The sequence below is a fragment of the Amycolatopsis sp. NPDC003861 genome, assembly GCF_053605405.1.
Window position 1 is genome coordinate 41,817 of sequence record NZ_JBSGJD010000021.1, and the last position, 17,633, is coordinate 59,449.

Sequence of the window (17,633 nt, forward strand, 5' to 3'; positions counted from 1 at the left end):
ACAACTCGGCGGCCTCGGGCAGCCCTGTGGACAACTCGGCTTCGGCGGGCGGGAACTGTCGGTCGGCTTCGGTAACGTTGAAATCGGGGGTCCCCCGAGCGGCGGGGGTGTGCTGGACGTGGAAAAGGCCGCCCCGGTGAGCCGGGACGGCCGTTTCAGGAACCTCGAGAACGTCGCCCGGGCGGACCGGGAGGGCCTTTTCGGGAACCTCGAGAACGCCGCCCCGGCGGACCGGGACGGCCTTCTCAAAAGACTTACTTGTTCACGTCCCGGACCGCGCCCGTGTCCGCCGAGGTGGCCATCCGGGCGTACGCGCGCAGGGCCGCCGTCACCGGGCGGTGGCGGTCCTTCGGCTGCCACGGCCTCTCCGACGCCTCCATCTTCGCGCGGCGCTCGGCCAGGATCGCGTCGTCCACCAGGAGCTCCAGGCGGCGCTCGTGGATGTCCAGGAGGATCCGGTCGCCGTTCTCGACCAGGCCGATCAGGCCTCCCGCCGCCGCCTCGGGGGAGATGTGGCCCACCGAAATGCCCGAGGAGCCGCCCGAGAAGCGGCCGTCGGTGATCAGGGCGCACTTCTTGCCCAGGCCCGAGCCCTTCAGGAACGCCGTCGGGTGGAGCATCTCCTGCATGCCCGGGCCGCCCGCCGGACCCTCGTAGCGGATCACCAGGACCTCGCCCGGCTGGATCTCCTTCTTCAGGATCGCCGACACCGCTTCCTCCTGGCTCTCCAGGACCCGGGCCGGGCCCTCGAAGTGCCACAGGTCCTCGTCGATGCCCGCGGCCTTGATCACCGCGCCGTTCTCCGCCAGGTTGCCGCGGAGGATCGCCAGGCCGCCGTCCTTCGTGTACGCGTGCTCGACGTCGCGGATGCAGCCCTCCGCGGCGTCGGTGTCCAGGGACGACCAGCGGTTCGACGTCGAGAACGCCTGCGTCGTGCGCACCCCGCCCGGCGCCGCGTGGAAAAGCTCCACGGCGGAAGCGGAAGGCGACGATGCCCGGATGTCCCACGCGGAAAGCCACGACTCGAGATCACGCGAGTGGACCGACCACACGTCCGTGTTGAGCAGGCCGCCGCGGTAGAGCTCGCCGAGGATCGCCGGGATTCCGCCCGCTCGGTGGACGTCCTCCATGTGGTAGTCGGAGTTCGGCGCCACCTTCGACAGGCACGGGACCCGGCGGCCGATCGCGTCGATGTCGGCGATCGTGAAGTCGACCTCGCCCTCCTGGGCGGCCGCGAGGATGTGCAGCACCGTGTTCGTCGAACCGCCCATGGCCATGTCCAGCGCCATCGCGTTCTCGAACGCCGCCTTCGACGCGATCGAGCGGGGCAGGACCGACTCGTCGTCGTTTTCGTACCAACGGCGGCACAGCTCGACGACCGTGCGCCCGGCTTCCTCGAACAGCGCCCGGCGCGCGGCGTGCGTGGCCAGCGTCGAGCCGTTGCCGGGAAGCGACAAACCGAGGGCTTCGGTCAGGCAGTTCATCGAGTTCGCGGTGAACATGCCGGAGCACGACCCGCACGTCGGGCAGGCCGAACGCTCGACGACGGCCAGCCCGTCCTCGTCGACCTCGGGGCTCGCCGACGCCGCGATCGCGGTGATCAGGTCGGTCGGGGCCTGCGCGACGCCGCCCACGACCACGGCCTTGCCGGCCTCCATCGGGCCGCCCGAGACGAAGACCACCGGGATGTTCAGCCGCATCGCCGCGTTCAACATGCCCGGGGTGATCTTGTCGCAGTTGGAGATGCACACCAGCGCGTCGGCCTGGTGCGCGTTGACCATGTACTCCACCGAGTCGGCGATGATCTCGCGCGACGGCAGCGAGTAGAGCATGCCGGAGTGGCCCATCGCGATGCCGTCGTCGACGGCGATCGTGTGGAACTCGCGCGCGACGCCGCCCGCTTCCTTGACCGCCTCGGCGACGATCTCGCCGAGGTCCTTCAGGTGCACGTGGCCCGGCACGAACTGCGTGTAGGAGTTGGCGATCGCGACGATCGGCTTGCCGAAGTCGCTGTCGGTCATGCCCGTGGCGCGCCAGAGCGAGCGGGCGCCCGCCGCGTTGCGGCCGTGGGTGGTGGTCCGGGAACGGAGAGGCGGCACGGGAACTCCCAGGTCAAAGGGTGGCCGGCGAAACTGGTAGAACCAATTTACGCTGCCGGGCGAAGCCCGTCCGTTGAGGGTGGGGGCGGGGACCGGGTTACGGCCGCGCCCGGCCCGCCGCGAGGGTTACTCGGCCGCCGGCGTCCCGGGCTTGATGTCCTCGTCCTGCAGCACCCCGCTCGGGTCCGCGACCAGGCCCTCGCTGACCAGCGACAGCACCGGCAGGTGCCGGGTCCGCACGGTCGGCAGCGGCACCTTCGTGTCGTCCTGCAGCACCGCCTGCACGCGCGCCCTCTTCGTGATCGCGAGCCCCTTCAGCGCCGACCACGGGATGTCGCGGTGGCCGAACACCGTGCGGACCGCCAGGCCCGAGCGCGTCGCGACGGTGCGGTGGCGGACCACGAACACCGCCAGCGCGATCGGGAAGATGTAGAGCCACTGCAGGTACGGGATCTCCCCGAGCGCGATCGGCGTCACGCAGATCGTCAGGAGGGCGATCGCCATGAAAGACGTGCGGGGGACGCGGAAGACGGCCTTCCGGCCTTCGTCCTGCTGTTTTTCGGCCACCCGGAAATGGTGCACCGCGCCGCGGAGCGCCCCGGACCCGGGTCGCGCCGGTGTGACCCGCGTCCACCATGCGGACACACCATCCCGCAGAGTTGACACCCGGCGGGCGTTCGGTCTAGCGTCATCGCCGTGACACCGCTGACCGGCCTCGTACTTCCCAAGCGCGTCGACGCTTAGGGAAGACTTTCCGCTGCGTCGACGCGCGAACCCTCGTGCGACCTTACGGTCGGCGAGGGTTTTTTGTTGCCCTAGGGAAGCAATTCCCCGCCCCACCGCACCGATAGAGCTCAAAAAAGACCCGAACGAGTGACACCGAGACCCACGAGGCAGATCCGATGACCAGTGCGACGTCGCGCAGCGACGCGAAGCCCGGGCCGACGCCCGGAACGCCCGGAGCACGTCCGAAGCCGGCCCCACCGGCGGGAACGCCGGTGCGCGTCACCGGCGCCCAGTCCCTCGTGCGCTCGCTCGAGGCCGTCGGCGCCGAGGTGGTCTTCGGGATTCCGGGCGGCACCATCCTGCCCGCCTACGACCCGCTGCTGGACTCGACGAAGGTCCGGCACGTCCTGGTCCGCCACGAGCAGGGCGCCGGCCACGCCGCCACCGGGTACGCGCAGGCCACCGGCAAGGTCGGCGTCTGCATGGCCACCTCGGGCCCGGGCGCGACCAACCTGGTCACCCCGCTCGCCGACGCGAACATGGACTCGGTCCCGGTCGTGGCCATCACCGGGCAGCAGTCCCGCGCGCTGATCGGCACCGACGCGTTCCAGGAAGCCGACATCTGCGGCATCACCATGCCGATCACCAAGCACAACTTCCTCGTCACCGACCCCGCGGACATCCCGCGGACCATCGCCGAGGCGTTCCACCTGGCCGCGACCGGCCGCCCCGGCCCGGTCCTGGTGGACATCCCCAAGGACGTGCTGCAGGAGATGACCTCGTTCTCCTGGCCGACGGAGCTGCGGCTGCCGGGCTACCGCCCCACGCTGCGCCCGCACGGCAAGCAGGTCCGCGAAGCCGCGAAGCTGATCGCGAAGTCGCGGCGCCCGGTGCTCTACGTCGGCGGCGGCGTCATCAAGGCCGAAGCGCACGAGCAGCTCAAGCAGCTCGCCGAGCTGACCAACATCCCGGTCGTCACCACGCTGATGGCGCGCGGCGCGTTCCCCGACTCGCACCCGCAGCACCTCGGCATGCCAGGCATGCACGGCTCGGTCGCCGCGGTCGCCGCCATGCAGCGCGCCGACCTGCTGATCGCGCTCGGCGCCCGGTTCGACGACCGGGTCACCGGCCAGCTGTCCTCGTTCGCGCCGGACGCCGCGATCGTGCACGCCGACATCGACCCGGCCGAGATCTCCAAGAACCGCAAGGCCGACGTCCCGATCGTGGGCGACTGCAAGGAGATCATCGGCGAGCTCATCACCGCCGTGAAGGCGGAGTTCGACCACGGCGGCCGGCCGGACCTGGCCGACTGGTGGACCCAGGCCGACGACTGGCGCAAGACCTACCCGGCCGGCTACGAGTGGCCCGACGACGGTTCGCTGTCGCCGCAGTACGTCATCGAGCGGATCGGCGAGCTCGTCGGCCCGGACGCCGTCTACGCCGCCGGTGTCGGCCAGCACCAGATGTGGGCCGCGCAGTTCGTCAAGTACGAGAACCCGCGCACCTGGATCAACTCCGGCGGCCTCGGCACCATGGGCTTCGCGGTGCCCGCGGCGATGGGCGCGCAGTTCGGCGTCCCGGACACGCAGGTGTGGGCGATCGACGGCGACGGCTGCTTCCAGATGACCAACCAGGAGCTGGCCACCTGCGCCATCGAGGGCGCGCCGATCAAGGTCGCCGTCATCAACAACGGCAACCTGGGCATGGTCCGGCAGTGGCAGAACCTCTTCTACTCGGAGCGGTACTCCAACACCGACCTCGGCACGCACAAGCACCGCATCCCGGACTTCGTCCTGCTGGCCGAGGCGCTGGGCTGCGCGGGCCTGCGCTGCGAAACCAAGGAAGACGTGGACGCCACCATCCGCCGCGCGATGGAAATCAACGACCGCCCCGTCGTGATCGACTTCGTCGTGGGGAAGGATGCCCAGGTGTGGCCGATGGTCGCGGCCGGCACCGGCAACGACGAGATCATGGCGGTCCGGGGCATCCGGCCGCTGTTCGACGACGACGAGGTGTCGGTCGAGACGACCGAGGCCGCCGCGGAAGCCGCCGGAGAGGGTGAGCGCTAGAGATGAGCGTCCACACGCTGAGTGTCCTGGTCGAGAACAAGCCGGGTGTGCTCGCGCGCGTCTCGGGCCTGTTCTCCCGCCGCGGGTTCAACATCGAGTCCCTCGCCGTCGGGCCCACGGAGAACCCCGAGGTGTCCCGCATGACGATCGTGGTCGCCGTGGAAGAGCTACCGCTCGAACAGGTGACGAAGCAGCTCAACAAGCTGGTCAACGTGATCAAGATCGTCGAGCTGGAGCAGTCGACCGCCGTGCAGCGCGAACTGCTGCTGGTGAAGGTGCGCGCCGACAACACCGTGCGCAGCCAGGTCCTCGAAACCGTCCAGCTCTTCCGGGCCAAGGTGGTGGACGTCTCTCCCGAGGCACTCACCGTCGAGGCCACCGGAACGTCCGACAAGATCGGTGCGCTGCTGCGGATGCTGGAGCCGTATGGCATCCGCGAACTCGTGCAGTCCGGCATGGTCGCGGTCGGGCGTGGCGCCCGGTCCATCACCGCGACCTCCCCGCGCTAAAAGCAAGTAAGTCAGGAAAGGAAGCAGTACCCCCATGGCAGTGGAAATCTTCTACGACGACGACGCCGACCTCTCGATCATCCAGGGGCGCAAGGTCGCTGTCATCGGCTACGGCAGCCAGGGCCACGCCCACTCGCTGAGCCTGCGCGACTCCGGCGTCGACGTCCGCATCGGCCTGCCCGAGGGGTCCAAGTCGCGGGCGAAGGCCGAGGAGCAGGGCCTGCGCGTGCTCACCCCGGCCGAGGCGTCGGCCGAAGCCGACCTGATCATGATCCTGGCGCCGGACACCAAGCAGCGCTTCATCTACGAGCAGGACATCGCCCCCAACCTCAAGGACGGCGACGCCCTCTTCTTCGGGCACGGCTTCAACATCCGCTACGACCTGATCAAGCCGCCGGCGAACGTCGACGTCGCGATGGTCGCCCCGAAGGGCCCGGGCCACCTGGTCCGCCGCCAGTTCGTCGACGGCAAGGGCGTCCCGGCGCTCATCGCCGTGGAGCAGGACGCCTCCGGCAACGCCCAGGCGCTCGCGCTGTCCTACGCGGCCGCCATCGGTGGCGCCCGCGCCGGTGTCATCAAGACGACGTTCACCGAGGAGACCGAGACCGACCTCTTCGGCGAGCAGGCCGTGCTCTGCGGTGGCGCGTCCGCGCTGGTGCAGACCGGCTTCGAGGTGCTCACCGAGGCCGGCTACGCCCCGGAGATCGCCTACTTCGAGGTGCTGCACGAGCTGAAGCTGATCGTCGACCTCATGTACGAGGGCGGCATCGCGCGCCAGCGCTACTCGATCTCCGACACCGCCGAGTACGGCGACCTGACCCGCGGCCCGCGCGTCATCTCGCCGGCGGTCAAGGAAGAGATGAAGAAGATCCTCGGCGAGATCCAGGACGGCACGTTCGCGCGTGAGTGGGTCGCCGAGGACGAGGCCGGCCGGCCGAACTTCACCAAGCTCGAGGAGCAGGGCAACCAGCACCCGATCGAGGCGACCGGCAAGAAGCTGCGCGACCTGATGTCGTGGGTGGACCGGCCGATCACCGAAACCGCCTGACCTTTCCCCCCAAGGCCGAAGGGGACGCTCGCTGCCGGGCGTCCCCTTCGGTGTCTCGTTACGCTGACCGCATGACCGATGACAAGGAGCACATCCGGCACCACCTCGACCTGTCGCGGGCCGAGTGGATCCGGGGTGAACCTGCGGGCGTCACCCTCGAAGAGGTCGTCGAGTACGCCTTCGTGCCGCACGCCGACGGCGTCACCTACGTCGCGATGCGGAAGTCGACGGATCCGGACGGCGTCGTCCTGGTGTTCACCCCGTCGGAATGGGACGCGTTCCTCAAAGGCGTCGACGACGGCGAGTTCGACCTGCCCTAGGAAAGTTTCGCGGCCAGCTCGGGGATCCGCCCGAGGTCCCCGGCGATGCCGAGGTGGTCGCCGTAGTCGCGCGATTCGACGACCAGGCCGTTCCGGATCCGCATGGCGAAGATGTTCGCGATCCGCACCGGCCTCCCGCCATGATTGCCCTGGTAGGCGAACTCGCCGATCAGCACCTCGGGATCGGTGCCCTGGTAGGTGACCAGGTCCGCGACCGAGAACCCCGGGTTCAGCGCCTTGCCCGCCGCGAAGTGGGCCCGCAGCTCGGCGCGGTTGCGTAGCACCTCCGAGCCCGGCTGGAACGGGTGCGTGACGTGCGTTTCCTCGGCGTACAGCTCCGGCAGCTCGTCCCAGCGGCCACCGGCGACGCCGTGCACGAGCCGCTCGAACACCGTGCCCGAGCTTTCCGGCGTGACCGGGGTCAGTTCCCGCGGCGGCGCCTGCTCGTAGGCCTTCACCAGCTGGTCGACGCCGTCGCGGATGACCGCGAGCCGCAGGTAGTCGTGGTAGTCGCGGGAGTGGACGATCAGGCCGTCGCGCACGCGCAGCACCTGGATGTTGGCCGCCGGGATGGTCCGCCCGGTCTCGACGGATTCGGCGTCGTAGTCGTATTCGGCGACGATCACCTCCGGGTCCGTGGTCTCGTGCACGACGACGTTCTTGCGCTTGAGCCGCAGGGTGCGGGCGAGGGCGCCGGTGAACCGTTCGTGGATCGCCGCGCGGCCGGTGAGGCGGGTGGGCCGCGGCACGGCCTGGGGGTGTTCGACGACGGCGTCTTCGGCGTAGAGCGCGGAGAGGTCTTCCCAGCTCCCTTCGCCGATGCCGTCCGACAGCGCGGCGAAGACCTCGCGGGGTGTGGTCACGAATCCTCCCAGTGGGCAAAACGGAGTCAGTAGTCCGCCTACGACGATACGGACTACTGACTCCGGTTGTCTACCGGAGCAGGTCGCGCGCGGCCGGCTGCCCGCACACCTCCGCCCACGTCTCGGGGGTGCTGCCGAAGATCGCGTCCCGCGCGCCGAGGTCGGCCCCGTTCTCCACGAGCACGCGGATGACGTCGAGGTGGCCGGACTGGGCGGCCAGGTGCAGGGCCGTGACCTCCTCGCCGTGGTTCGGGCCGCCGAACGTGCCGGGGAAGTTCACGTCGGCGCCGAGCTCCAGGAGCGTCCGGACGGCGGCGAGCTTGCCCGACGCCGCCGCCCAGGCCAGCGCCGTGCCGCGGTAGACGTCGGCGTTCACCTCGGCGCCCCGCGCGACGAGTGCCCGGAGAGCGTCGGCGCGGTCGTTGCGGGCGGCCCAGGACAGGGCTTCGTTCCGGACTTCGGCGGGGTCGTCGGTCGGCTGCCAGGCCGGAAAACCGCTGTGGGGCCGGTAAAAGCCCCGGTGTTCGCCGCCGCGGCCGGACGTCAGGAGGTCGTCGACGGCGTCGACGTCGCCGAGCCCGGCCGCGACCCGCAGGTTGCCCGGCGCGCGGCTGTGCCCCGCCAGTTTCTCCGCGGCCGCGCGGTGGCCCCAGAACAGGGCGACCACCAGGGGAGTGCCACCGTCGCCGCGAGCGGAGACGTCGACCGGCGCGCCGTGCTGCAGGAGCAGGTCGAGCAGGAGCGGCAGGTTGCTGTAGGCGGCCTGGTGCAGGGGTGTCCAGCCGTGGACGTTGCCGCGAGCGGGGTCGGCGCCGTGGTCGAGCAGGATCCGGCTGAGCCGCTCGTCGTGCGTGGCGCCGGCCATGCCGAGCAGGTCGTTCCCGTTGGTGCCGCGCGCCTCGACGAGCCCGGGGAACTCACGCAGGAGCGTTTCGAGGCGCTCGGGATCCCGGTCCTCGATCGCCCGGTACGCGCGGGCGAACGGCTCTCCACTGTCCACAAGAGACTTGACGTGCTCGCGGAGTGCTTTCCAGGAACCGAAACCGTGCTCGTGGGCGACGACCGCGCGGGCGCCCTCCCGGGTGAGCGGCCGGCTCCACCGGTCGAACGGCTCCCTCGCGCCAGGCGTGTCGTCTTCGGCCGAGGCGAGCAGGCCGAGGGCTCGCTCGGCGTAGTACTCGACGTCCTGGTGGTACGGGTGCTGCAGGTGCTCGCCGTGTTCGGTGACGCGCCGGACGTACGCCCGGAGTTTCGGCCAGCTCGGGAAACCGTGGTCCCGCGCGATCCGGAACTGCGCTTCGGCGAGTTTGACGCCCTCGGCGCGCGCGAGTTCCTTCGCGCGCTTGCGCAACTGCTCCAGGCTGGGGTTGGCGGGCAGCGTGCCCATGGTGCCTCCTTCCCTCGTCGCCCGTGGTCCGCCGGCACCGGGCAGGAAAGAAGGTGCGGAGCTGGTGGTGCGGTGAAGCGAGGGTGGGCTCGGCCCTTTCCGCGGACGGGACGCGGCCCCGGCCGCGCCCCGCCAGCGTACCCCGGTCAGGGCAGCAGGTCCGCCAGCCTGCGGTAGGACTTCTCCGTGCGGGCCAGGACCTGGACGCAGACGTGGTCGGCGCCGGCGTCGAGGTGGGCCCGGATCCGGTCCGCGATCGCCTGTTCGCCGGTCACGACGATGGCGCCGACCAGCCGGTCGCTGCCGCCGTCGGCCAGGTCGTCGTCGGTGAACCCGAGGCGGCGCAGGTTTTCCTGGTGGTGCTTCGCGAGCCGCACGTACCCGTCGACGTGCTCCCGGGCCGCGTCGGGTGCCGGATCGAGCAGGACCGCCTGTTCGACGGCGAGGTACTTGCCCGGCCCGAGCCGCTCGCGCGCCATCGCGGTGTGCTCCGGCGGGACGAAGTACGGGTGGGCGCCGTCGGCGCGTTCGGCCGCCAGGTCCAGCAGCTTCGGGCCCAGTGCCGCGAGCACCCGGCGCGGCCGCGGCGACGGCTGCGGCAGGCCCGGCAGTTCGGCCGCGTCCATTCCGTCGAGGTATTCGCGCAACGCCGTCAGCGGCCGCGCGCCCGGCCGGTGCCCGCCCAGGCCGGCGATGAACCGGCCCGGGTACGCCTCGCCCAGGGCCCGGACGGCGCCTTCCGCGGCGAGCGGGGAGCGCTGATCGAACCGCGCGACCCCGGTGGCGACGGTCAGCTTCTTCGTCGCCGCGAGCAGCAGGGCCGCCTGCGTGAACGCTTCCCGGCCGGCGTACTCGCCGAACCAGATCGCGTCGAAGCCGAGTTCTTCCACCTCGGCGGCCGTTTCGCGGAGCGCGCCGACCGGGGCGCCGTCGAAGAACCGCCAGATCCCGACGCTCATCGGACGGCCCTCAGACCGTCCACAGTGGATTTCACGAACAAGGTCCCTCCAGTAAGGTGAGGCTGCCTCCGGTTAATATACGGAGGCAGCCTCCGATTGGCTACCCGGTAAAGTCGGGAGCGCGATGACCGACGTCAAACCGATGCGCGCGGACGCCCGCCGCAACTACGAGCGCCTCCTCGACGAGGCCAAACACGCCTTCACCGAGCACGGCGTCGAGGCGTCCCTGGAAGACATCGCGCGCCGCGCCGGGGTCGGCATCGGCACCCTCTACCGGCACTTCCCGACCCGGGACGCGCTGCTCGAGACGCTGCTGCGCGCCCGGTTCGACGCGCACGCCGAGCGGGCCCGCGACCTCCTCACCCACCCCGAGCCGCTGACGGCGCTGCAGAACTGGCTCACCGGCCTCGGGGACGCCACCGGCACCTTCCGTGGCCTGGTCGAGCTCACCGCGGACGCGCTGAACGACGAATCCTCCCGTTTGTACGAGTCGTGCCATCGCATGCGCGAGGTCGGTTCCCAGCTGGTGGAACGCGCGAAGCGCGCGGGCGAACTGCGCGAGGACGTCACCGCGGAGGAGCTGCTTCTGTTGCTGCACGCCGCATCCTGGGCGGGTGGGCACCTGCCCGGCGAAGGGGGCATGCAACGCCTGCTGGCTCTTGTTTTCGAGGGATTACGGGCGAGTTAACGCCGGGGGACGCCAAGGGGCGCCACCGCGCGTTAAACTCCGGCTCGACCGGGGCACAACGACGTGCTTTGACCGTTTGTCGACACAGAGCGTCCTGGAAGTGACCAGATAGTGGGAGCCGCATCGTGAGCAAGCCCAATAAGCCCGTCGTCCTCATCGCGGAGAAGCTCGCCCCCTCCGTGCTGAGCGTCTTCGGTGACGAGGTGGAGGTCCGGCACGTCGACGGCACGGACCGGTCCGCGCTGCTCGAGGCGGTGAAGAGCGCCGACGCGCTCCTGGTCCGCTCCGCCACCCAGGTGAACGCCGAAGTCTTCGCGGCCACCACGCAGCTGAAGGTCGTCGCCCGCGCCGGGGTCGGCCTCGACAACGTCGAGGTGCCCGCCGCGACCGAGCGCGGTGTCCTGGTCGTCAACGCGCCGACGTCGAACATCGTCTCCGCCGCCGAGCACGCCGTCGCCCTGCTGCTGTCGGTCGCGCGCCGCGTCCCGGCCGCCGACCAGAGCCTGCGCGGCGGCGAGTGGAAGCGCAGCTCGTTCTCCGGCGTCGAGCTGCAGGGCAAGACCATCGGCGTGGTCGGCCTCGGCAAGATCGGCCAGCTGTTCGCCCAGCGCCTCGCCGCCTTCGACACGAAGCTCATCGCCTACGACCCCTACGTCTCGGCCGCCCGCGCCGCGCAGCTGGGCATCGAGCTCGTCACCCTCGACGAGCTGCTGACCCGCGCCGACGCCATCTCCATCCACCTGCCGAAGACGCCGGAGACCAAGGGCCTCATCGACGCCGAGGCGCTGGAGAAGACCAAGCCGGGCGTCATCATCGTGAACGCCGCCCGCGGCGGGCTGATCGTCGAGCAGGACCTGGCCGACGCGCTGCGCTCGGGCCACGTCGGCGGCGCCGGCGTCGACGTCTTCGTCACCGAGCCGACCACCTCCAGCCCGCTGTTCGAGCTGGAGAACGTCGTCGTGACGCCGCACCTGGGCGCCTCCACGGCCGAGGCGCAGGACCGCGCGGGCACCGACGTCGCGAAGTCGGTGCTGCTGGCCCTGCGCGGCGACTTCGTGCCGGACGCGGTGAACGTCACCGGCGGCGGCGCGGTCGGCGAGCACGTCCGCCCGTACCTGTCGCTGGTCCAGAAGCTCGGCCAGCTCCTGACCGCGCTCAACCCGACGTCGCCGACGACGGTGACCGTCCAGGTCAAGGGCGAGATCTCCAGCGAGGACACCGGCGTGCTGCAGCTCGCGGCGCTGCGCGGGGTGTTCACCGGCGTGGTCGAGGACCAGGTCACCTTCGTCAACGCGCCGCAGCTGGCGGAGAAGCTGGGCGTGCAGGTCGAGCTGGAGACCGAGCCGGAGAGCCCCAAGTTCCGCAGCCTGGTCACGGTGCGCGCGGTGCACGCGGACGGCTCGGTGCTGACCGTGTCGGGTTCGGTCACCGGCCTCGACGAGGTCGAGAAGCTGGTCGAGGTCAACGGCCGCGGCTTCGACCTGCGCGCCGAGGGCACCGTCCTGCTGGTCGAGTACCCGGACCGCCCGGGCGTGATGGGCCGGGTCGGCACGCTGCTCGGCGAGGCGGGCATCAACATCGAGGCCGCCCAGATCAGCCAGACCACGGACGGCTCGGACGCGGTGATGCTGCTGCGCGTCGACCGCCACATCGACGCGCACCTGCTGGAGCCGATCGGGGCCTCGGTCGGGGCGCACACGATCCGCGCTGTCGACTTCAACTGACGTAACCCTTTCGAAGGCCCCCTACCACCCGGTAGGGGGCCTTCGAGCGCAATCACAACTACATAACGGAGTCCTTTGCCTACGTAAGTAGGTGTTTTGGGGCATTAGGTTCTCTGCGCGAGGTCGAACCACGCGCCGTCGAGGGCACGGCGCTGTGCCGCGCTTCACCGTCGGGGGTGTCCGGAGCGGCAGGCAGGTTCGGGTCCAGACCTCGAGTAAGGGGCCGACTCATGAGCAGATCCCGCCTCCCCGCGCGCGCCACGACGGCGGCCTTCGCCGTCGTTCTGGCGGCCGCGCTCGGGGCGCCGGTCGCGAGCGCAGCCGATGTGCCGCTCGCCGACGGCGTCGCACCCGCCAAGATCGACGACGCGAAGCTGCAGGGCAAGCTTTCGCCGCGCCTGGGGGCCGCGCAGGGCCGGGTCACCGCGTTCGTCGAGCTGGCCAAGAAGCCGGCCGTCGACGCGTTCGCCGCCGCGCAGCCGCAGGGCAAGGAGCAGGCCAAGCGGGCCGCCAAGGCCGCCAAGGCCGACACCGCCGCCGCGGTGGACGCCGTCGTCGGGCAGCTGCGCGCGGCCGACGCCAAGCCGCAGGTCGTCACGCAGACCGCCAACGCCGTTCCCGGTATGGTCGTCACCGCCGACGCCGCGAAGCTGCGCGAGGTCGCGAAGCGGGCCGACGTCGTCGCCGTGCGCACGGTCGTCCCGAAGACCCGCACCAACGCCAGCGCCGAGCAGCTGACCAACACCCTCGCCGCCTGGCAGCAGACCGGGAAGTTCGGGGACAACGTCCGCGTCGGCGTCATCGACGACGGCATCGACTACACCCACGCCGACTTCGGCGGCCCCGGCACGCAGGCCGCCTACAAGAGCGTCGACTCGACCAAGCCGACCCCGCTCTTCCCGAGCGCCAAGGTCGTCGGCGGCACCGACCTCGTCGGCGACGATTACGACGCCGCCACGGCCGGCAAGACCACCCCGAAGCCGGACCCCAACCCGCTCGCCTGCGGTGAGCACGGCACGCACGTCGCCGGCACCATCGGCGGCTTCGGCGTCACCGCCGACGGCAAGACCTTCAAGGGCGACTACAAGAAGCTCGACGCCAAGAAGGTCGACGCGATGCAGATCGGCCCGGGCACCGCGCCGAAGTCGCTGCTCTACGCGATCAAGGTGTTCGGCTGCACCGGTTCGACGAACGTCACCTCGCAGGCCCTGGACTGGGCGCTCGACCCGGACGGCGACGGCGACTTCACCGACCACCTCGACATCGTCAACCTTTCGCTCGGCTCCGACTTCGGCGCGCCGGACGACCCGGACTCGCTGTTCGTGCGCAAGCTCGCCGCGAACAACGTGCTCCCGGTCATCTCCGCGGGCAACGGCGGCGACATCAACGACATCGCCGGCTCCCCGGGCAACACCCCCGAGGCGCTCACCGTCGCCAGCACGCGCGACGCGGGCGTCCTGCGCGACGCCGCCGAGGTCAAGGCCCCGACGACCGCCGCGGGCCAGAAGACCGGCCAGTACAGCCAGAACTACACCGGCTACGACACCCTCGACCTGACCGCGCCGGTCGTCACCCTGTCGGCGGCGAACGCGGCGGGCTGCGGGCCGTACTCCGCCGAGGACAAGGCGAAGGCCGCCGGCAAGTTCGTCTTCCTGGAGTGGGACGACAACGACTCGACCCGCGCCTGCGGCTCGGCCGCCCGCGCCAACAACGCGCAGGCCGCCGGGGCGAAGGGCGCGCTCCTTTCGTCCACTTTGGAGCACTTCAGCGCGGGCATCGCGGGCAACGCGGCGATCCCGATGTTCCAGTTCACCGGCTCCGCCACGAAGACGCTGCGCGCGGCGCTGACCGCGGGCACGCTGCAGGTCCGGCTCTACGGCACCGGCCGTGCCTCGATCCAGACCTACGACAAGAAGATCGTGGACACGCCGAGCTCGTTCACCTCGCGCGGCACCCGCGGCCCGGCCCTCAAGCCGGACGTCGCCGCCCCCGGTGACACGATCACCTCGGCCTTCCGCGGCAGCGGCAACGGCCGCACCGTGCTGAGCGGCACGTCGATGGCCGCCCCGCACACCGCGGGCATCACCGCGCTGATCCGCCAGTCGCACCCCGACTGGTCGGTCGAGGAGGTCAAGGCCTCGGTCATCGACACCGCCGGCCACGACGTCTCCGACGGCGCGGGCCACACCTACGCGCCGCAGCGCGTCGGCAGCGGCCGGATCGACGCGAAGGCGGCGCTGGACAACCAGGTGCTCGCCTACGTCGTCGACGACCCGGGCGCGGTCAGCGTCAGCTTCGGCACGGTCGAGGCGGCCGGTCCGGTGACGCTGTCGAAGACGATCAAGCTGGTCAACAAGGGCGTCACACCCGCCGAATACTCGGTCGCCTACCAGGCGGTCAACGCGCTGCCGGGTGTCGAGTACACAGTGGACAAGCCGGCGGTGAAGCTGACCCCGCGCGGCACCGCCAAGGTCAAGGTGACGCTGAAGATCACCGACGCCAAGGCGCTGCGCAAGGTCATGGACCCGACCATGCAGGCCACCCAGGCCGGCCTGGCCCGCCAGTTCGTCGCGGACGCCTCCGGCCGCGTCGCCTTCACCCCGGTCAGCGGGGCCAAGGTGCCGCTGCGGGTGTCGGTCTACGCCGCGCCGAAGCCGGTGTCGACGATTTCGACGCCGCCGTCGGTGAAGTTCGCCCCGGACGCGACCCAGGCCGTGCTGAACCTGACCGGCAAGGGTGTCGACCAGGGCACCGGCGCGCAGCGGTACCGCTCGCTGATCAGCGTGCTCGAGCTGCAGGCGGAGTCCCCGCAGCTGCCCGAGTGCGACGCGGACGTGGTCACCGACTGCACGCTGAACAAGACGGCCAAGGGCGGCGACCTCCGCTACATCGGCGCGGCTTCCACCGCTCCGCTGGCGAAGGCGCAGGGCGAGCCGGAGAACGCGATCCTCGCGTTCGGCCTGTCCACCTGGGGTGACTGGGCGAACATCGGCAGCAACACCTCGCCGTTCGTCGACATCGACACGACCGGGGACGGGCAGCCGGACTTCGAGACCTACGTGACCAAGGCGACCTCGACCGATGTCCTCCTGGCCACCACGGTCGCGCTGACCCCGGGCTTCCCGACCGTGGACGTCCAGGCGGTCAACGGCCAGCTCGGCGACGTCGACACCAACGTGTTCGACACGAACGTGCTCACGCTGCCGGTTTCGCTGGCCGCGCTGGGCATCGACGCGAACGCCGAGTCCCACCGCATCTCCTACACGGTGGGTGTGAGCGGTTTCTACGTCGCGCCGGGCACGACGAACGGGCTGATCGACTACGTCGGCACGCCGCTTTCGTTCGACGCGCTCGCGCCGGGCTACGCGGTGCAGGGCGGCGGCGACGCCGCGCTGGGCTACGTCGCGAAGCCGGGCACGGCGCTGGTCGTTACCCGGAACGCGGCCTCGGCCGCGGCCGACAACGCGCTCGGCCTGCTGGCCATCGAGCACCACAACGCCGCGGGCAACCGGGCGAACGTGGTCAAGGTGGACGCGACGCAGGGCGCCCGGCCGGGGAACGAGCGTCAGCCGATCGGGGCTGGTCGCGGCTAGTTCGCGGCAAGATCGATTTGTGCAGGACCAGGGGCGTCTCCGGCGGATTTCCGCCGGGGGCGCCCCGCTGTCGTTCACCCGATTGGGTGTCTCACCCCGTGGGAGGATGCGGCATAAGGGTGGTGCGGCTACGGCGGTTTGTCTACGGCCGGTAACCTTCCGGCTGCTGGCGTTTTGTTGCGGTGGGCCATCGGTGCGGCCGGTGGTCCGGTCGACGGAGGTGTGTGGATGCGGCTCGCGGTGATCCCAGGAGACGGGATCGGGCCCGAGGTGGTCTCCGAGGCGCTGAAGGTGCTCGGCGAGGTAGTACCGACGGCGGAGATCACGAACTACGACCTCGGCGCCGCGCGGTGGCACTCGACGGGTGAGCTCCTCCCGGAGTCGGTCCTCGGCGAGCTCCGCCAGCACGACGCGATCCTGCTGGGCGCGGTCGGCGACCCGACGGTGCCGAGCGGAATCCTGGAGCGCGGCCTGCTGCTGCGCCTGCGGTTCGAGATGGACCACCACGTCAACCTGCGCCCGGCGCGGCTGTACCCGGGTGTCCGGGGGCCGCTGGCCGACGCGGGCGACGTCGACATGGTCGTCGTGCGCGAAGGCACCGAAGGCCCGTACGCGGGCACGGGTGGCCTGATCCGCAAGGACACCGAGCACGAGATCGCGACCGAGGTCAGCGTCAACACGGCGTTCGGGGTCCGGCGCGTGGTCGCGGACGCGTTCAACCGCGCCGAGGCCCGCCCGCGCAAGCACCTGACGCTGGTGCACAAGACCAACGTGCTCTCGTTCGCCGGCTCGCTGTGGTCGCGGATCGTGGAAGAGGTTTCGCTGGAGCACCCGGACGTGACGGTCGCGTATTCCCATGTGGACGCGGCGACCATCCACCTGGTGACGGACCCGTCGCGGTTCGACGTGATCGTGACGGACAACTTGTTCGGCGACATCATCACCGACCTCGCGGCCGCGGTGACCGGCGGCATAGGCCTGGCGGCCAGCGGCAACCTGGACATGACCCGCCGCAACCCGAGCATGTTCGAGCCGGTCCACGGGTCGGCCCCGGACATCGCGGGCCAGGGCCTGGCCGACCCGACGGCGGCGGTGCTGTCGGTGGCGCTGTTGCTGGACCACCTGGGCCAGAAGGAAGCAGCCCGGCGGATCGAGGCATCGGTGGCGTTCGACCTGGCGACACGCGACCAGTCGTCGCCGGGAGCGACCCAGGCGATCGGCGACCGGCTCGCGGCTCTGGTTTCTTCGAACGTGCGTACTGCTTGATTCTCTTCGGGAAAGCCCCGCGCCCTTTGGGGGTGCGGGGCTTTTCCGTGCCCCGTCCGGGGGCTTGTCCACAACGTTGGCGTGGTGTGGATCGGTGAGCGGTGGAGGCCCTTTCCGGCCGGGTTCGTCGGTGGGTGGCGGTAGGCTGGACCGGGGTCAGCCCCCAGGGAGCGGTGGGGCTTGGTCGGTGGGGTGCTGTGGCCCGCAACGTGCGGGAAAGGTCAGCCGGCAGCCCCGCTTCCGCCGCGCAACAGCCGGCTCGAACGGCAGGCTGACTGCGGGACTTGCGCCCCGCCCAGGCCTGCCCCGCCACCCCGATCCGAAGCCAGCACGCGGACGGTGGTGCCGCGTCAAGGCGGGAAAGCGTGCCTTGACCCGGCAC

General features: G+C 70.8%; 13 protein-coding genes. 8 read left to right on the forward strand and 5 right to left on the reverse strand.

What is annotated here, in order from left to right:
- Positions 1 to 254 precede the first annotated feature (254 nt).
- The gene (gene ilvD, locus ACWEVN_RS08485; RefSeq protein WP_452050757.1) at positions 255 to 2,099 is read right to left on the reverse strand and encodes a dihydroxy-acid dehydratase; all 1,845 of its coding nucleotides are present in this window, start codon (positions 2,097 to 2,099) and stop codon (positions 255 to 257) included.
- 126 nt (positions 2,100 to 2,225) lie between these two features.
- Positions 2,226 to 2,666 (reverse strand): PH domain-containing protein, encoded by a 441-nt coding sequence (locus ACWEVN_RS08490; RefSeq protein WP_449681528.1) that lies wholly within the window; start codon positions 2,664 to 2,666, stop codon positions 2,226 to 2,228.
- Between the two features lie 335 nt (positions 2,667 to 3,001).
- On the opposite strand from ACWEVN_RS08490, the gene ACWEVN_RS08495 reads away from it, so the two are divergent.
- The 4 genes from ACWEVN_RS08495 to ACWEVN_RS08510 all read left to right on the forward strand — a co-directional run bounded on the left by ACWEVN_RS08495 (position 3,002) and on the right by ACWEVN_RS08510 (position 6,771).
- Positions 3,002 to 4,894: an acetolactate synthase large subunit gene (locus ACWEVN_RS08495; RefSeq protein WP_449681527.1), complete on the forward strand. Its 1,893-nt coding sequence runs from the start codon at positions 3,002 to 3,004 to the stop codon at positions 4,892 to 4,894.
- 2 nt (positions 4,895 to 4,896) lie between these two features.
- Positions 4,897 to 5,403 carry an acetolactate synthase small subunit gene (gene ilvN / locus ACWEVN_RS08500; protein ID WP_003080760.1) on the forward strand — a complete coding sequence of 169 codons (507 nt, stop codon included), beginning with the start codon at positions 4,897 to 4,899 and terminating at the stop codon, positions 5,401 to 5,403.
- A gap of 34 nt (positions 5,404 to 5,437) precedes the next feature.
- On the forward strand, positions 5,438 to 6,451 hold the full coding sequence (gene ilvC, locus ACWEVN_RS08505) for a ketol-acid reductoisomerase (protein WP_191309919.1): 1,014 nt from the start codon (positions 5,438 to 5,440) through the stop codon (positions 6,449 to 6,451).
- Positions 6,452 to 6,522: 71 nt separating this feature from the next.
- A complete protein-coding gene (locus ACWEVN_RS08510; RefSeq protein ID WP_452050758.1) occupies positions 6,523 to 6,771 on the forward strand; it encodes a DUF397 domain-containing protein in 249 nt (82 codons plus the stop codon).
- Here the strand turns inward: ACWEVN_RS08510 and ACWEVN_RS08515 are convergent.
- From ACWEVN_RS08515 to ACWEVN_RS08525, 3 genes are all read right to left on the reverse strand, one after another.
- Positions 6,768 to 7,634: a nuclear transport factor 2 family protein gene (locus ACWEVN_RS08515; RefSeq protein ID WP_452050759.1), complete on the reverse strand. Its 867-nt coding sequence runs from the start codon at positions 7,632 to 7,634 to the stop codon at positions 6,768 to 6,770. The genes ACWEVN_RS08510 and ACWEVN_RS08515 overlap by 4 nt on opposite strands.
- A gap of 70 nt (positions 7,635 to 7,704) precedes the next feature.
- The gene (locus ACWEVN_RS08520; protein ID WP_452050760.1) at positions 7,705 to 9,021 is read right to left on the reverse strand and encodes an ankyrin repeat domain-containing protein; all 1,317 of its coding nucleotides are present in this window, start codon (positions 9,019 to 9,021) and stop codon (positions 7,705 to 7,707) included.
- Between the two features lie 146 nt (positions 9,022 to 9,167).
- Positions 9,168 to 9,980, reverse strand: coding sequence for a TIGR03620 family F420-dependent LLM class oxidoreductase (locus ACWEVN_RS08525; protein WP_452050761.1), 813 nt, complete (start codon positions 9,978 to 9,980; stop codon positions 9,168 to 9,170).
- Positions 9,981 to 10,104: 124 nt separating this feature from the next.
- Here ACWEVN_RS08525 and ACWEVN_RS08530 point away from each other — a divergent pair, with 124 nt between their 5' ends.
- The 4 genes from ACWEVN_RS08530 (at position 10,105) to ACWEVN_RS08545 (ending at position 17,251) form a co-directional block, all read left to right on the forward strand.
- Positions 10,105 to 10,668, forward strand: a complete 564-nt coding sequence (locus ACWEVN_RS08530) for a TetR/AcrR family transcriptional regulator (RefSeq protein WP_452050762.1) — start codon at positions 10,105 to 10,107, stop codon at positions 10,666 to 10,668.
- A gap of 125 nt (positions 10,669 to 10,793) precedes the next feature.
- Positions 10,794 to 12,392, forward strand: coding sequence for a phosphoglycerate dehydrogenase (gene serA, locus ACWEVN_RS08535; RefSeq protein ID WP_452050763.1), 1,599 nt, complete (start codon positions 10,794 to 10,796; stop codon positions 12,390 to 12,392).
- A gap of 230 nt (positions 12,393 to 12,622) precedes the next feature.
- Positions 12,623 to 15,985, forward strand: a complete 3,363-nt coding sequence (locus tag ACWEVN_RS08540; protein WP_452050764.1) for a S8 family peptidase — start codon at positions 12,623 to 12,625, stop codon at positions 15,983 to 15,985.
- A 228-nt stretch (positions 15,986 to 16,213) separates the two neighbouring features.
- Positions 16,214 to 17,251 carry a 3-isopropylmalate dehydrogenase gene (locus ACWEVN_RS08545; protein ID WP_086842303.1) on the forward strand — a complete coding sequence of 346 codons (1,038 nt, stop codon included), beginning with the start codon at positions 16,214 to 16,216 and terminating at the stop codon, positions 17,249 to 17,251.
- Positions 17,252 to 17,633 lie beyond the last annotated feature (382 nt).

What these genes read in the sequence shown, in the direction of transcription:
- ACWEVN_RS08495 (WP_449681527.1), top strand. Translation starts at nt 3,002, where the DNA reads ATGACCAGTGCGACGTCGCGCAGCGACGCGAAGCCCGGGCCGACGCCC.
- ACWEVN_RS08520 (WP_452050760.1), bottom strand. Translation starts at nt 9,021, where the DNA reads ATGGGCACGCTGCCCGCCAACCCCAGCCTGGAGCAGTTGCGCAAGCGC.
- ilvN (WP_003080760.1), top strand. Translation starts at nt 4,897, where the DNA reads ATGAGCGTCCACACGCTGAGTGTCCTGGTCGAGAACAAGCCGGGTGTG.
- ilvC (WP_191309919.1), top strand. Translation starts at nt 5,438, where the DNA reads ATGGCAGTGGAAATCTTCTACGACGACGACGCCGACCTCTCGATCATC.
- ACWEVN_RS08545 (WP_086842303.1), top strand. Translation starts at nt 16,214, where the DNA reads ATGCGGCTCGCGGTGATCCCAGGAGACGGGATCGGGCCCGAGGTGGTC.
- ACWEVN_RS08510 (WP_452050758.1), top strand. Translation starts at nt 6,523, where the DNA reads ATGACCGATGACAAGGAGCACATCCGGCACCACCTCGACCTGTCGCGG.
- ACWEVN_RS08525 (WP_452050761.1), bottom strand. Translation starts at nt 9,980, where the DNA reads ATGAGCGTCGGGATCTGGCGGTTCTTCGACGGCGCCCCGGTCGGCGCG.
- ACWEVN_RS08530 (WP_452050762.1), top strand. Translation starts at nt 10,105, where the DNA reads ATGACCGACGTCAAACCGATGCGCGCGGACGCCCGCCGCAACTACGAG.
- ACWEVN_RS08540 (WP_452050764.1), top strand. Translation starts at nt 12,623, where the DNA reads ATGAGCAGATCCCGCCTCCCCGCGCGCGCCACGACGGCGGCCTTCGCC.